Source organism: Acidithiobacillus sp. (assembly GCF_023255755.1).
Classification (GTDB): domain Bacteria; phylum Pseudomonadota; class Gammaproteobacteria; order Acidithiobacillales; family Acidithiobacillaceae; genus Acidithiobacillus.
Genome location: NZ_JAGDVS010000070.1, coordinates 1 through 14,598, shown reverse-complemented (window position 1 = coordinate 14,598; position 14,598 = coordinate 1). Strand labels below are relative to the sequence as shown.

Annotated in this window: 14 protein-coding genes; 3 read left to right on the top strand and 11 right to left on the bottom strand. The window is 58.5% G+C overall.

Features of this window, described 5'->3' with window-relative positions:
* Positions 1-90: 90 nt before the first annotated feature.
* Genes Q0C48_RS04855 through Q0C48_RS04825 form a run of 7 tightly spaced genes read right to left on the bottom strand, consistent with a single transcriptional unit; the run spans position 91 to position 6,389 of the window.
* Positions 91-1,695 carry an ATP-dependent DNA helicase RecG gene (locus Q0C48_RS04855; protein WP_291522089.1) on the bottom strand — a complete coding sequence of 535 codons (1,605 nt, stop codon included), beginning with the start codon at positions 1,693-1,695 and terminating at the stop codon, positions 91-93.
* 1 nt (position 1,696) lies between these two features.
* Positions 1,697-1,912 (bottom strand): DUF1858 domain-containing protein, encoded by a 216-nt coding sequence (locus Q0C48_RS04850; protein ID WP_291522088.1) that lies wholly within the window; start codon positions 1,910-1,912, stop codon positions 1,697-1,699.
* A 1-nt stretch (position 1,913) separates the two neighbouring features.
* Positions 1,914-2,303 carry a Rid family detoxifying hydrolase gene (locus Q0C48_RS04845; RefSeq protein ID WP_291522087.1) on the bottom strand — a complete coding sequence of 130 codons (390 nt, stop codon included), beginning with the start codon at positions 2,301-2,303 and terminating at the stop codon, positions 1,914-1,916.
* Between the two features lie 15 nt (positions 2,304-2,318).
* The gene (locus Q0C48_RS04840) at positions 2,319-4,598 is read right to left on the bottom strand and encodes a bifunctional (p)ppGpp synthetase/guanosine-3',5'-bis(diphosphate) 3'-pyrophosphohydrolase (protein WP_291522085.1); all 2,280 of its coding nucleotides are present in this window, start codon (positions 4,596-4,598) and stop codon (positions 2,319-2,321) included.
* Positions 4,582-4,857 carry a DNA-directed RNA polymerase subunit omega gene (gene rpoZ / locus Q0C48_RS04835; RefSeq protein WP_291522083.1) on the bottom strand — a complete coding sequence of 92 codons (276 nt, stop codon included), beginning with the start codon at positions 4,855-4,857 and terminating at the stop codon, positions 4,582-4,584. The genes Q0C48_RS04840 and rpoZ overlap by 17 nt, the downstream gene beginning before the upstream one ends.
* Before the next feature lie 23 nt (positions 4,858-4,880).
* Positions 4,881-5,519 carry a guanylate kinase gene (gene gmk, locus Q0C48_RS04830; protein ID WP_291522081.1) on the bottom strand — a complete coding sequence of 213 codons (639 nt, stop codon included), beginning with the start codon at positions 5,517-5,519 and terminating at the stop codon, positions 4,881-4,883.
* 6 nt (positions 5,520-5,525) lie between these two features.
* Positions 5,526-6,389: a YicC/YloC family endoribonuclease gene (locus tag Q0C48_RS04825; RefSeq protein ID WP_291522079.1), complete on the bottom strand. Its 864-nt coding sequence runs from the start codon at positions 6,387-6,389 to the stop codon at positions 5,526-5,528.
* Between the two features lie 264 nt (positions 6,390-6,653).
* Here Q0C48_RS04825 and Q0C48_RS04820 point away from each other — a divergent pair, with 264 nt between their 5' ends.
* Positions 6,654-7,016 (top strand): hypothetical protein, encoded by a 363-nt coding sequence (locus tag Q0C48_RS04820; RefSeq protein WP_291522077.1) that lies wholly within the window; start codon positions 6,654-6,656, stop codon positions 7,014-7,016.
* Between the two features lie 154 nt (positions 7,017-7,170).
* Here the strand turns inward: Q0C48_RS04820 and Q0C48_RS04815 are convergent, their stop codons facing one another.
* The 4 genes from Q0C48_RS04815 to Q0C48_RS04800 all read right to left on the bottom strand — a co-directional run bounded on the left by Q0C48_RS04815 (position 7,171) and on the right by Q0C48_RS04800 (position 12,345).
* Positions 7,171-9,489, bottom strand: coding sequence for a VWA domain-containing protein (locus Q0C48_RS04815; protein WP_291522075.1), 2,319 nt, complete (start codon positions 9,487-9,489; stop codon positions 7,171-7,173).
* A gap of 52 nt (positions 9,490-9,541) precedes the next feature.
* Complete coding sequence (locus Q0C48_RS04810) at positions 9,542-10,345, bottom strand: CbbQ/NirQ/NorQ/GpvN family protein (protein WP_291522073.1); 804 nt, start codon at positions 10,343-10,345, stop codon at positions 9,542-9,544.
* A 142-nt stretch (positions 10,346-10,487) separates the two neighbouring features.
* Positions 10,488-10,844: a ribulose bisphosphate carboxylase small subunit gene (locus Q0C48_RS04805; protein ID WP_009566929.1), complete on the bottom strand. Its 357-nt coding sequence runs from the start codon at positions 10,842-10,844 to the stop codon at positions 10,488-10,490.
* Between the two features lie 79 nt (positions 10,845-10,923).
* Entirely contained in the window at positions 10,924-12,345 is a 1,422-nt protein-coding gene (locus tag Q0C48_RS04800; protein WP_291522071.1) for a form I ribulose bisphosphate carboxylase large subunit, read from the bottom strand.
* A 219-nt stretch (positions 12,346-12,564) separates the two neighbouring features.
* Between Q0C48_RS04800 and murJ the strand changes: the two genes are divergently transcribed.
* Both murJ and Q0C48_RS04790 read left to right on the top strand, forming a co-directional pair.
* The gene (gene murJ, locus Q0C48_RS04795; protein ID WP_291522069.1) at positions 12,565-14,166 is read left to right on the top strand and encodes a murein biosynthesis integral membrane protein MurJ; all 1,602 of its coding nucleotides are present in this window, start codon (positions 12,565-12,567) and stop codon (positions 14,164-14,166) included.
* Positions 14,159-14,598, top strand: a 440-nt coding sequence (locus Q0C48_RS04790; protein ID WP_291522067.1) for a DUF2203 family protein, incomplete at its 3' end; no start/stop codon positions are given. The genes murJ and Q0C48_RS04790, both read left to right, overlap by 8 nt.

The following is a 14,598-nucleotide window of genomic DNA, read 5'->3' as shown; positions in this document are numbered from 1 at the left end:
CAGTAAAACAGTCTCCACCAACTGAAAACGTAACCGATTATATCTCCATAATACTGATAATTGTTGCAGTTCTAGTAGTATTCACATTAATCATAAGGAGTAGGAGGCCGCCATCACCTCCGCCTTTTCTGCGGCGCGCATCCGCCCGTGGATCAGTCCGATGGCCACGCCGGGCAAGGCCATTTGCAGATCGGCAAAACTCGCCTCCGCCGCCTGCAATTCGAGGATTTCCGATTCCTCAATCAGCGGACAAACCCAATAGATTTGCCGCCCCTCCTCCAGCATGTGTTGCATCCGTCCGATCAGTTCGGGCCGACGACTGTCAGGCATCACCAGGGTTTCCACTGGGGTGCGCCCCGGCGGCAGCGCATCAATGACAGACACCTCCAGATCCGCATGCACCGTCATCGCCAGGGTCCGCGGAATCGGCGTAGCGGTCATCACTAGCAGATGGGGCATGGTCATGGTGCCTTTCTCCAGCAACTGACGGCGCTGCTCCACGCCAAAGCGGTGCTGCTCGTCAATAATGACCAACCCAAGACGAGAGAATTCCACCCCCTCCTGAAATAGTGCCTGCGTCCCCGTCACCAGCCCAAGCCTGCCACTGGCGAGGGCTTCCAGTGTCTCGCGACGGGCGCGCGGCGCGCGGCTGCCCACCAGATAACCCACGTCCTGGTCCAGCGCTTCCAGCCACTGCCGGAAGCGCGTATATAACTGTTCTGCGAGAATCTCGGTCGGCGCCATCATAGCTACCTGATATCCGGCATCCAGTGCGGTCAGCGCCGCTGCCGCCGCGACCAGGGTTTTGCCAGAGCCCACATCCCCTTGCAATAAACGACGCATGGGCTGATGGCGCGCCAAGTCGGCGTTAATCTCGGCAATCACCCGATCCTGTGCTCCCGTCGGTACGAAAGGTAACTGCGCCAGGAAACGCTGCCACAACTGCCCGTTACTGTGCAGACAAGGGGCATTCGGCATCATCCCCGACTGCCGCGTCTGGCGCACCGCCAAATGATTCGCCAGCAACTCCTCCAGCGCCAGCCGCTGCCAGGCAGGATGCTGCGGCGAGGGCATCTCATCCGCACTTTCGTGCAGCAGACGCAAGCCTTCGCGCAGAGTGGGCCACTGCGGAGGCAGTCGATCTTCAAGGTAGTCCGGAAGCTGGTCGAGGAGGGTCAGGGCCTGCGCTACCCAGCGCCGCCATTGCGCTTGGCTAATGCCTTCACTACTGGGATAAAAGGGGGTGAGGTGACGCGGAGCCCGAAACTGCGGGACATCCGCCATCTGCCATTCTGGATGCACCATTTCGAGGCCGTGAAAGCCGCCGCGCAACTCTCCGAAACACCAGAGCTGCCGCCCGACCTGCCATTGCCCACGCAGGGCCGCTACCATGTGAAAGAGCCGTATGAGCAGACGCCCGCTGCCATCACTCAAGGTCACCAGCCATTGTTCGCGTCGCCCGCGCTGGTGATCGATACTGACAACTTCACCCAGTACAGCGCACTCCTGACCGGGCTGCAAGGCCGCCATAGAGGATATGTGGCGGCGATCCTGATAACGACTGGGCAGATGAAACAGGATATCCTGGACCCGCCACAGGTCCATGCGCTGCAAGCGCTGGACCAGCGCGGGACCGACCCCGCGCAGTGCCGAGACGGAACTCTGCAGATACAGTCCCGTATTCGCTACCGCCATACTAGTCGGTGCGCGGCAGGGCCTCGCGACGTGCCCATTCCGCGAGAAGTTCGTCGAGGTCAACATGATGCATGGCGGCTACCCCCCCCAGCGTTTCACGCTCGGCGATGAAACACTCCCCACAATGGATACCACGTTCTTCCAGCAGCGAAACCAATACCGGATGTGCCTGCAGCAGCACACGCATGGGCTGGGCAAGCACTTCCGCGCGCTCCATCTCAGCCTGCCTTGATCAAGGCAACGATGCCGTCTATTTCTACCTGCGCCCCACGCGGCAGGGCCGATACCTGGACCACCGCCCGCGCCGGATAAGGCGGCGCGAACTCCGCCTCCATGGCCTGATTCACCTGCGCAAAATGGCCGAGATCCGTCAAATAGACCTGTAACTTAATGGCATCCTGTAGCCGCCCACCCGCCGCCGCACAGACTGCCTGCAGGTTATCCAGGACCCGCCGGATCTGCAGGGCGATGTCGCCCTCTACCATCTGCCCAGTGCTGGGGTCCAAGGGGATCTGACCCGAAAGGTAGAGCAGGCCGTCATGCACCATGCCCTGACTGTAGGCCCCGATGGCCTGGGGTGCTGAATTACTCTGAACTGGAACTGGCATAGATTAAACTCCTTGTTAGCCTTTGACCCGCTGTACCCGGGATACCATCGGCAGGCTACGCAAACTCCGCATTATTTTGGCCAAGTGATCCCGATGGTGCGCCTGTATGGTAAAAGTGATGCCCGTATAGAGTCCATCCTGGGGCTCGATGTCCACATGATCAATATTGGAATCTTCATCGGAAATCAGGGTGGCAATGCGGGCCAGCACACCACGCGCGCTTTCCGCCACCACCCGGATCGTCACCGGGAACTCACCCTGAGCTTCGGGGTCCCATTGCACGTCCACCCAACGGTCGCGGCGTTTGCGCCACTCGCGGATGTTGTGACAATCATGGGTATGCACCACCACGCCTTTGCCGGCACTGATGAAACCCAAAATAGGATCGCCGGGGATGGGCCGACAGCAACGGGCCAAGGTCACCGGCATGCCCTCTGTCCCCCGAATCAACAGGGGCTTTTTCGTGGCTTCCTCGCGATTGAGGCGGCTTGGCAGTAGTTGACTGACCGCATGCCCCAGACGGCGCGCGGTCTGCGCCAAACGCCCGCGATCCTCCTCCCCGGGTAAGAGCTTGTGTGCCACGACCAGCGGGAAAACCTCGCCCATGCCGATGGCGGCGAGCAGTTCTCCCTCATCCTGGACATTAAACGTCTTCAGTACCCGCTGAAAATCAGCCGCTTCAACCTGTTGGAGGTTGGCGCCCAGGCTATGCATCGCCTTTTCCAGCAAATTGCGGCCCAACACTTCGGCATCACCGCGCTGAATGGTCTTCAGATAGGCACGCACGCTGCCGCGCGCTTTGGCGGTCACTACCACATCCAGCCAGCCTGGCTGCGGATGCGCCGAAGCTGCCGTGACGATTTCTACCTTGTCCCCATTATTCAGAGGACTGCGCAAAGGCACGTACATATCATTGACCTTAGCGGCCACCGCCCGGTCACCAATATCGGTATGCACGGCGTAGGCAAAATCCACCGCCGTCGCACCGCGGGGCAAGCTGAGAATCTTGCCCTTGGGGGTAAACACATAGACCTCATCAGGAAACAGGTCGAGCTTAACGCTCTCCAGAAACTCCTGAGAATCTCCCCCCTGTATCTGCAGTTCCAGCAAACGCTGCAACCAAGCGCGCGCCTGTGTTTCGGCATGCGCATTATTCGAGCCCGTCTTGTACAGCCAGTGCGCCGCCACCCCCGCCTCGGCGACCCTGTGCATATCCTCGGTGCGGATTTGGACTTCTACCGGATGCCCGAAGGGGCCTAGCAACACGGTGTGCAGGGACTGATATCCGTTGGATTTAGGGATGGCGATATAGTCTTTGAAACGCCCGGGAATCGGCCGATACAGACTATGAACAATGCCCAAAACGCGATAGCAGGCATCCACATCGGCGACAATAACCCGGAAGGCATGGAGATCGTGGATGGCACCGAAGGGCATACCCTTCTTCTGCATCTTGCTATAAATACTGTAGACATGTTTCTCACGACCGCTGACCTGTGCTGCCAGCCCCTCCTGCCGGAGGCGGTCCTCCAGGGCGTGTTCAATTTTTTGCACCGCTTCCTTGCGGTTACCACGCGCTGCCTTTACGGCCTCATTGAGGGTGTGCCAACGCTTGGGGTAGAGATGGGAGAAGGCCAACTCCTCCAACTCAATGCGAATGGCATGAATACCCAGACGCTGCGCAATGGGCGCGTAAATATCGAGGGTTTCCCGGGAAATACGCCGCCGCTTCTCCGGCTTCATCACGCCCATGGTGCGCATATTGTGCAGACGATCAGCCAGTTTTATCAGCACCACGCGAATATCCCGGGACATGGCCAGAAACATCTTGCGGAAGTTCTCTGCCTGCGCCTCTTCACGGGTTTCAAAACGTACCTGCCCGAGCTTGCTGACCCCATCCACCATCTCCGCCACTTCTGGCCCGAAGCGCTCAACGATGTTTTCCTTGCTGATGTTGCAATCTTCAATCACATCATGGAGCAAGGCGGCTTGGATGGTGAAAATATCCAGTTGCAACTCGGCAAGAATGCAGGCGACCGCTACTGGATGGTGAATATAGGGCTCACCACTACGCCGGGTCTGTGCGCCGTGTGCGGTGGCCGCCAATTCGTAGGCTTCGCGCGCGCGCGCCACCTCTTCCGGCGTCATATATTGCTGGAGCAACGCGCGCAGCGGCGCGCAGGGATCCTCTAGGGCCGGAGAAACCGGCGGCAGACGCAGCACCTCGCCCACCGCTGTCGCCAGAGGCAGTCTCGGCACCATTGCGCCTAGCTCGCTTTCACTCGCCAGCGGCATCCTCAGCTCCAGCCGCTTCGCGGTTCGCTGCACCGGGGAAGTTGGGTAACGGTGGCGGCATCTGCTCGTCCAGAATCGCCCGGCTCACCTTGCCGGCAGCCACTTCGCGCAGGGCAATGACCGTATTCTTGTCACGTCCCGGCTCCACTTCCGGCACGGCACCGGAAGCCAGTTGCCGCGCCCGCCGCGCCGCTATCAAAGTTAACTCAAAACGATTATCCACATGATCCAGACAATCTTCTACTGTTACTCGTGCCATCGTCTATTCACCTTTTTATCAATTTAACCGCTAATACCGAGGAGACTCTTTAATCGTTGATGCTGTGCATGCTGCTGATAACCCAGCCGCAAATGCTCGGCATGGACAATGCACTGCAAGTCGGTTAACGCATCCTGGAAGTGGTCATTTACCACCAGATAATCAAACTCGTCATAATGCAACAGCTCTTCACGTGCTGCCGCCAGCCTACACGCAATAACCGCCTCTGAATCCTGGCCACGGCCACGCAGACGTTCCGCCAAAGCGGCGACAGAAGGCGGCAGGATAAAAATACTGACCGCCTGCCCCGGCAATCTTTCCCGCACCTGCCGCGCACCTTGCCAGTCGATCTCCAACAGACAGTCGGTCCCAGCGAACAACTGACTCTTCACCCAAGGTTCACTGGTACCATAACCATTGCCATGCACCCGGGCATACTCCAGAAACTCGCCCCGCTCCGCCATGGCCGTGAAGGTTTCCATGGGAACGAAGTAATAATCCGTTCCTTCTACCTCGCCCGGCCGCGGGGGCCGCGTGGTGTAAGAGACGGAGGTGCGCAATTGCGGGGTCGCCGCTACCAGCGCCCGGGCCAGACTGGTCTTTCCCGCCCCGCTGGGTGCCGAAATAATCCATAGGATACCGCGTTCTGCTCCACCCGTCATTGGCTTTCACTCCACATTCTGCACCTGCTCCCGCATCTGTTCGATGAGCACTTTCAGCTCTACCGAGGCAAAAGTCACCTGGCTGTCTCCGGCCTTGGAAGCGAGGGTGTTGGCCTCCCGATTGAGTTCCTGCATGAGGAAATCCAGGCGCCTGCCAACTGCCTCGCGCCGCTGCAAGATGCGCCGCAATTCGGTCAGATGGGTGTCCAGACGGTCCAGTTCTTCCGCTACGTCCTGACGTTGCAGATAAAAGAGCAGCTCCTGCTCCCAACGCCCCGCGTCCACCTGCTGCGCCAATTCCTGCAAGCGCGCCTGCAAACGTTCGCGCAGCGCCTTTTCCAGATCAGGCAAATGGTTGCGCAATGCTGCAGTCTGCCCGGCAATCGCGTCCACACGACTCAACAACAGTTGTGCTAAAGCAGCACCCTCTCGCTCCCGCGCCTCCTGCAACTCGGTCAACGCCCGGTCCAGCAGCGCCAGCACTTCTGCCTCCAGCGCTTCGGTATCTGTGCCAGACGCCTGCACCAGACCCGGCCAGCGTAGCGCATCCCATGGATTAAACGCGGTCTCACCCAACTCCCAGATATCCGTCAGTTCCCCATGGAGTCCGTGCAGTTCCGTCGCCAGTGCCGTATTAAGGCGCAACGATCCGCCCGCCGCAGGCTGAAAACGCAGCCAGGCATCCACCCGGCCGCGCACCAGCGTTTTTTGCAAGCTTGCCCGTACCGCTGTTTCGAGGGCGCCCAAGCCCTCGGGCAGGCGCAGACCAACATCAAGAAAACGGTGATTTACGGTGCGCAGCTCCCAGGCCAGCGTGCCCCAAGCCCCGTGACTTTCACAACGGGCGAACCCGGTCATACTGCGTATCATTTTGTTACTCCCCAGCACAACCCTGCCCACAGAAATGCAGGCATCCTCTGCATAAACTAGCATACAGCCGCCAGTCCGGCGACCTCTGCATGCGTTTGCCGAGTGCAAAATACCGATTAAGTGGCCTTGACGCTGTCAGAATCCCGAACTAAACCTAAAGAACTGAATCTAAAAAATTGGGCTGCCGGTTCTAGCGTCAACTTCTAGCGTCAACACATTAAGTTGGCGAACCCGATCATCACGATAACTGCGGGAGAATGTCACATGATAGGTTCGGAAGAAATGCTGTTCGAATGGGACGAGTGGAAAACGCGGGCAGTGGCGCTGGGGGTCGCGGAGGATCTGGCCGAACTGGGCAAAAAGATCATGCGCGATGCCTATATGCAGCGCTGGCCCGAAGCCGTGCTCAGTGACTGCGGCTGGGATGACGATGGTTTTGGGATGCTGGCCCTGGCACGCGCCAAGCCCGCTGAAGCTCGCCGTGATTGGGAACAGTTATATGCGCACTATCATCGCAGGCCTGCCTGCCCGGTGGAAGCGAACCAACATCGCAGCAGTAAGGCTATGGTGCGAACCGCTACCCCACTGCTGATTCACCCCCGGAAGCTGGAAGAGAGCAGGCCCTGAAATCTACAAACCCATCCGGAGCAAGTGCCAGAGGATAACGGGTAGGAAAATCACACCGACGTAGCGACCATCGATGTGTCCTTGACACCGATGAGCATGAACGCCAGCAGCAATAGTTCAAACAGCCAGCGCTGGCGCCTCCCCAGTTGCAAAGTTACTGAGTCAGGCCGGCATAGAGCATGGGCAGACGCTCCGGCAGGCGTTCCACATGGTCGATCACCTGATAATTGCGCGCCCCGAAAATCCGCGACACATACTCATCGGCGTGGGGATCAAGGCTCAGACAATAGGTCATCACCCCGTCCCGCCCCAGTTCCTCCACAGCCCTCCTCGCGTCGTAGCGCAGATACTGCGGATCGCGTACATCAATATCCGCTGGCTCGCCATCGGTAATAACCAGCAACAGTTTTTTCGATTGCCGCTGATGACGCAGGTAGTGCCCGGCATGGCGTAAGGCCGCCCCCATGCGCGTGGAAAGCTTGCCGGTCATACCCGCAATACGCCCCATGGCCTCATCGCTATACGCCTCGTCAAAGTCTTTAAAGCGGTAATATGCGACATCATGCCGCCCATCGGAATGAAATCCGTGAATGGCAAAGGGATCACCAATACGGTTCATGGCGTCGGCGAGCAGTGCCGTCGCATCCCGCGTAAGCTGGAGGATAGTGTCTTCCGAACCATGGACCTTGTCGTTGGTCGACTCGGACAGATCCATCAATACCAGCACCCCCAGATCGCGCACCTTGCGCAAGTTACGCATGTGAATGCGGGTATCCGGCGCCAGACCCATGCGGATATCCACCAGTGCGCGCACGGCGGCTTCCATATCGATCTCGTCGCCGTCCTCCTGTTTGCGCAGGCGCTGCACGCCCTGGGGTTGCAAGGCCTCAATGAGGTATCTGAGCCGGCTGGAGACCGGCTTGTACTTGTCCAGCACCTCACGCACAACGCGCACATCGCCGATCCTGGGCCGATGCTCCAGCACCGTTACCCAGTGCGGGCGATTGGTCTGAATCTGATAATCCCACTCCGGATAATGGTAGGGATCAGAAACCGGCTCCTTGCCTTCCATCTGGTTGTAACTCAGCCCCATATCTTCGTAGGGGAAAAGCTCGGATTGCAGTACCCAGACTTCCTGGGCGTCGTCACCGGCCAGTTCGGTATCAATCTCGTTGACCATTTCCATGACGCTGACGTATTTCCGCACCTGGGCGCCGGGAAGGATAGTCGCTTCACTTTCCCAGTTGATTTCCTCAAACTCCCAGATATAGCGGTTATCATCCCGATAGGGGATATCGGGGATGTCGGTACGGGCATGGTAAGTCATCTTTTCCTTACGCAGGGTGTCCGCCAGTCGCACACCCAAATCCCAGGAAAGTTGTGGATCGTCCCAGCGGGCCTTTGCCTCCCCAAAGGCTTGCCGACCCTCCTGCACCCAGGCATTGTCGTCCTTATAGGCGGGATCAATAATCGCCCGCGCCAGTCGGGAAAACAGTTCCCCCATAGTGGCAACCGGCCCGGCCACCGCGGTGTGAAAAGGCGTCCAGATTGCGCGTAGTCCAGGGAAGGCGCGCATGGCCAGTGCCTCCACCCGTGCATCCTCCAGCAAACCGATTACGGCCATCTGCTCAGGGTTAAGTGCCTCAGCCGAGATCGCCTTGTGCATGTAAGCCACATGCGCGGCGGCGTGAGCCGCCACGGCGCGATAGCGGGTCATTCCATCGATACCTTCCCAATCGTCGTAGGCATCGGGAAGATGGATGAAAATCCCTTCGATATAAGGCCGGTAACCTTCGCGGTCTTCAAAGTCACCGCTAGTGGGGCGCAGGAAGAAATCTCGTCCCCATAATGCCCTCAAATACATACGCAGACGACGCTGGATATCAACAAAAAGCGTACCTTTACGCTCCTGCTGAAGCATAGCCAGGGCTTCCGGACTTTTCAGGGAAAAGTAGGCAATCTGCGCCGCAAAGTCTGTACGATGGGCGTGTGCACCCCAGAGTGCCCAGCGGCGCAAACCACCCAGCGTCAAATAGCCAAAAAGCTGGTCGATATTTTCCAGCATGGGTCGCAGCGCGCGCGGCACTTGCGCAAGCAGGCGTTCCAACATGCCGAGATAGCTTTTGAAGAGCTCCAGATCGGCCAGACGGTTGGCGGCTGTCGGGCTGGTGGACACCACAGCCTCCAGTACCGCACCGCTGGTTTTGGACGCCATTTTCATAACGGCGCCCACCAGTTCCCAGACGGCATCTTCTCCCATTTCGCGGGCGACGTGAGGGGCTGCATCCAGATAACTGCTCACCAAACCATCGCCCTTGCCCAGAGATCGCAACCCCATGGCGCCATCCAGATATCGATCCAGACCGGCAGGACTAAAAATTCGGGCGGCTTCTTGCCAGTTACTCTGCAGGATGGCCTGGCTTTCATCGCCAAAAGCCTCCAGCAGTTCTGCATAATCTTCCAGATGTTTCATGCGTCCTCCATGATCGTCGCGGCCCTCTTCACTACTAGGCGAACGTGAGAACTCAGAAGTAAGTGGTCACCGCCGCATCCAACGCGTCGCGCATGTCGGGGTCATCGGTGATTGGACGTACCAAGGTCACCCGGCAGGCAGCCTTCGCCTCAACACCCTTGCTGATCAAGGAGCCTGCGTAGACCAACATACGGGTGGAGATGCCTTCGTCCAGGCCGTGTCCTTTCAGATTGCGCGCACGTTCGGCAATGGAAACCAGCTTTCCGGCAACTTCCTTGCTGACCCCAGTCTCGTGAGAGACAATTTCCGTCTCAATTTCGTGATCTGGATAGTTGAAATCCAGTGCCCCGAAACGCTGCTTGGTCGACTGCTTTAGATCCTTCATGAGGCTCTGATAGCCCGGATTGTAAGAAATCACCAATTGGAAATCGGGATGCGCCTGCACCAGCTCGCCCTTCTTTTCCAGGGGAAGCACACGGCGGTTATCGGTCAGCGGATGGATGACCACAGTGGTGTCCTGACGAGCCTCCACCACCTCATCCAAATAGCAGATAGCGCCCAAACGGGCCGCCATGGTCAGCGGCCCATCCTGCCAGCGGGTGCCTTGCGGGTCGAGCAGGAAACGTCCGACCAGGTCAGAAGCCGTCATATCCTCATTGCAAGCCACCGTAATCAACGGCTTGCCCAACTTATAGGCCATATACTCCACGAAGCGGGTCTTGCCACAGCCCGTGGGGCCCTTGAGCATCATCGGCATGCGCACGCTGTAAGCGGCTTCGTAAAGCGCTACTTCATCACCAGTAGCGCGGTAATAGGGTTCTTTTTTGATGCGATATTCGGCCAGCTGGTCGTTCATGAGATGATTCTCCTCGGGCAGGGAAACACGGCACTTGACGGGAACATTCACGCTATCAGCAACCTGGAGGGATAGCAGGGGATGTTCTCGACAAGCGCCGCACCTGCTCAGCGCAAAAAGCCTGAGCGGTACGGCACGGGGCTTATACGGTCTTGCCCCGATAGACTACCAGGGAGGTACCCTGGGACTGCTTGAAGTTGTCATAGCCGACGATACGGACGTGGTTATGGGGATTCGCCTTATGGCACGCTTCCGCTTCTTTCAGGATAGTGTCCACGTCGGTTTCGCCGAACATGGGCAACTTCCACATATACCAATAGTTGCCGAAGGCGTTTTCCGGCTCGGTATGTTCTACCGCCGGATTCCAGCCCTTGGAAACAATGTACGCAACCTGTTGACGGATCTGCTCCGCGGTCAGGGCGGGCAGGTAAGACAGTGTCTCGAACTTCCGGCTCGCCGGATCGGAGAGACGGGATTTATAATCTTGCACTTCACTCATAAAAAGCTCCTAGGCATCAAGACGTGCCCACCGGTGCGGGGATCCAAGCACCCCCGCCAGGGGTACACGATAAACCTGCTTATTTGTGGGCAACGTCCAGCTTGTCGACCGTATCAAACTCGAACTTGATCTCTTTCCACGTTTCCATGGCAATCTTGAGTTCGGGAGAATGCTTGGCGGCCTCGGTGAGCACAGCCTTGCCTTCCTTCTCAATAGCCACACCACGGTTGCGGGCTTCCACACAGGCTTCCAGCGCGACACGGTTGGCCGCAGCGCCGGCCGCATTGCCCCAAGGGTGACCCAGGGTGCCGCCACCGAACTGCAACACCGAATCATCACCAAAGATGGTGACCAGCGCCGGCATGTGCCAAACGTGGATACCGCCAGAAGCGACCGGCATCACACCCGGCATGGAGCCCCAGTCCTGGTCGAAGAAAATACCGCGGCTGCGATCTTCCTTGATGAAACTATCCCGCATGATGTCGATCCAGCCCAGGGTCGCCTCGCGGTCGCCTTCGAGCTTGCCTACCACCGTACCGGAGTGCAGATGATCGCCGCCAGACAGACGGAGAATCTTGGTCAGCACACGGAAGTGGATGCCGTGATGGGGGTTACGGTCGAGCACCGCATGCATGGCGCGGTGAATATGCAGGAGCATGCCATTGTCGCGACACCAGTTGGCCAGACCCGTGTTGGCGCAGAAGCCGCCGGTGATGTAGTCGTGCATGATGATGGGTGCGCCGATTTCCTTGGCGTACTCCGCACGCTTGTACATTTCCTCCGGAGTCGGGGCGGTAACATTCAGGTAGTGCCCCTTACGCTCGCCGGTCTCAGCCTCGGCCTTTTGGATGGCTTCCATGACGAAGTCGAAACGCTGCCTCCAGCGCATGAAAGGCTGGCTGTTGACGTTCTCGTCGTCTTTAGTGAAGTCGAGTCCACCACGCAGACCTTCATAGCAGGCGCGACCATAGTTCTTGGCCGACAAACCCAGCTTGGGCTTGATGGTGCAGCCCAGCAATGGACGACCATACTTGTTCATGATGTCGCGTTCGACCTGAATCCCGTGGGGTGGCCCACCGCAGGTTTTGACGTAGGCGATGGGGAAACGGACGTCTTCCAGGCGCAGCGCACGCACCGCCTTGAAGCCGAAGACGTTACCAACCAGCGAGGTGAAGACGTTGACCACGGAACCTTCTTCGAACAGGTCGATGGGGTAGGCGATGAACGCGTAGAAACAGGTATCATCGCCAGGAACGTCTTCGATCCTGTACGCACGACCCTTGTAGTAGTCGAGATCGGTGAGGAGATCGGTCCACACCGTGGTCCAGGTACCGGTGGAAGATTCGGCGGCAACCGCAGCAGCGGCTTCCTCACGATCCACGCCCGCCTGGGGAGTAATTTTGAAGACCGCAAGGATATCGGTATCCTTGACGTTGTAATCCGGTTCCCAATAGGTGTTCCGGTAATCCTTCACACCCGCGTTATAGGTCTTGACGGCCATATGCCACCTCCATGCAGTTGCCCGACGCCGGTGCCCCCGGCGCAATCGCTACGTCTGCAGCGATGGAGTGACTATAGTGCCCGCAAATCATAAACACTAATCACTATTAATTATTTTTTTCATAAGTTTTAATTGATGTGATGATTACCGGGGAATGCTTTTTGACGCCGGGATAGAGAATATCTATCAGGGCCGCCGTCTTGGCGTTACTCTGTTCGCGTGCCATCATCCACCGATGAATCCCGATCCCTTATATTTTTCGCGCTCATGACCAGTCGCCACCCCCTGCGCAGCGTGCTCAAGGTGGGCAGTAATACCATGGTGTCACGCCTGTTGGGCTTTGCCCGCGACGTGATTCTGGCGCGGCTCTTTGGCGCGGGAGAAATGGCCGACGCGTTTTTCGTCGCCTTCCGTGTCCCGAATTTGTTCCGGCGCCTGTTCGGTGAGGGGGCATTTTCTCAGTCATTCGTCCCGGTGCTGGGAGAATATCGGGCGACACGCTCTATCGAGGAGACTCAGGCTTTTGTCGCCGACGTGGCGGGCTGGCTGGCCCTTACCCTGGCGGTCGTCACCATCGTTGGGATACTGAGTGCCAGTGCCGTTGTCTATGCCATCGCGCCCGGTTTCGCGGCCCATCCGGACAAGTTTCACCTCACCGTAGAGCTGCTGCGTATCACCTTCCCCTACCTTTTCTTTATTTCACTGGTAGCGCTAGCCGGCGGCGTACTCAATACCTACGGGCATTTTACGGTGCCTGCTTTTACGCCGGTCTTCCTGAATCTCAGCATCATCGCCGCAGCCGTGTTCTGGGCACCGCACCTGCAACAACCCGCCGTAGCAGTGGCCTGGGGCGTGCTTATCGGCGGCGTGGTGCAGTTACTTTTTCAACTGCCCGCACTAAAGTGGGTCGGGCATCTGCACTGGCCGCGCCTGCGCCGCCGCGACCCCGGCGTGAGCAAATTACTGCGGCTGATGGGGCCTGCGGCTTTTGGCGCATCGGTAGCGCAGATTAACCTGTTTCTGAACACTATTCTCGCCTCTTTAGTGGGGGGCAATGTGGTCTCTTATCTGTATTATTCCGATCGTCTGGTGGAGTTTCCTTTGGGCGTCTTTGGAGTAGCGCTGGGGACGGTAGTGCTGCCGCTGCTCTCCCGGCAGGCGGCAGAGCGCTCGCCGCAATTCCCGCAAACGCTGGACTGGGCCTTGCGTCTGACCTGGCTCATTGGCCTGCCTGCTACCGTCGGTCTGCTCATTCTCGCGCAGCCCTTGCTGATCAGCCTGTTTCGTTATGGGGCCTACACGGCAGAAGATGCCCGGCAAAGCGCCTTGAGCCTGATAGGTTATGGCCTCGGTATCCTGCCGATCATTGCGGCACGGGTACTCGCCCCTGCCTTCTACGCCCATCAGAACACGCGCACACCGGTGCGTTTCGGCATGATCAGCGTCGCCGTCAACATGGGTATCAGTCTTATCCTGGCCTGGCCGTTGCAGCAACTGGGTCTGGCTCTGGCGACCAGTACGGCGGCTCTGGTCAATGCCTTTATGCTCTGGCGTCGTCTGCACCGCGACGGGGTTTATCAGGCACAGCCGGGCTGGGGGGGCTTCCTGTTAAAAACCGCAGGGTTGGCCCTACTCATGGGGATCGTCTTGCTGTGGTTGCGGGGAGATGCTGCCCTTTGGCTGTCGCTGCCCCTCTGGGGACGGCTGTTACGGGTGCTCGGCCTGGTGATTCTCGCTGCCGTCTTATACCTTATGGGTGGATGGTGGCTCGGCATTCAGGAGCTACGCGATTTATATCGACGGAGGTCTTCCCGTGCCTGATTCAGACGGACCACACGGACATGGTGATGCGATCTTCGCCATCCAACGACCCGGCCAGGCAAGGGTGTTCTCCCTGCACGAGGCAGAGGCCATTTTCCCTCTGCTGCGTTTTATTACCGCCCAGGCGCACGACGAATTGGCTCCAGTATTGGAGTCCATGCGCGCCGGCATGGAGAGCCGCGCGGCATTGACCCGGCACGAGGACCGCTACGAAGAGATTGTTCAGCGCTGGATTAACAAGATGGAAAGGCTGGGCGTGGTCGTTTCCGGACTGTGGCTGGTGGATTTTGATACCGGCGATGGTTATTTGTGCTGGAGATACCCTGAAGTAGCCTTGGGCTTCTATCATGGCCACGACCAGGGATTTGGCCAGCGTCGCCCCCTGTCAGACATATTGCAGGCACATCAACCCGGTTGGGCGGCTGCGGGCGG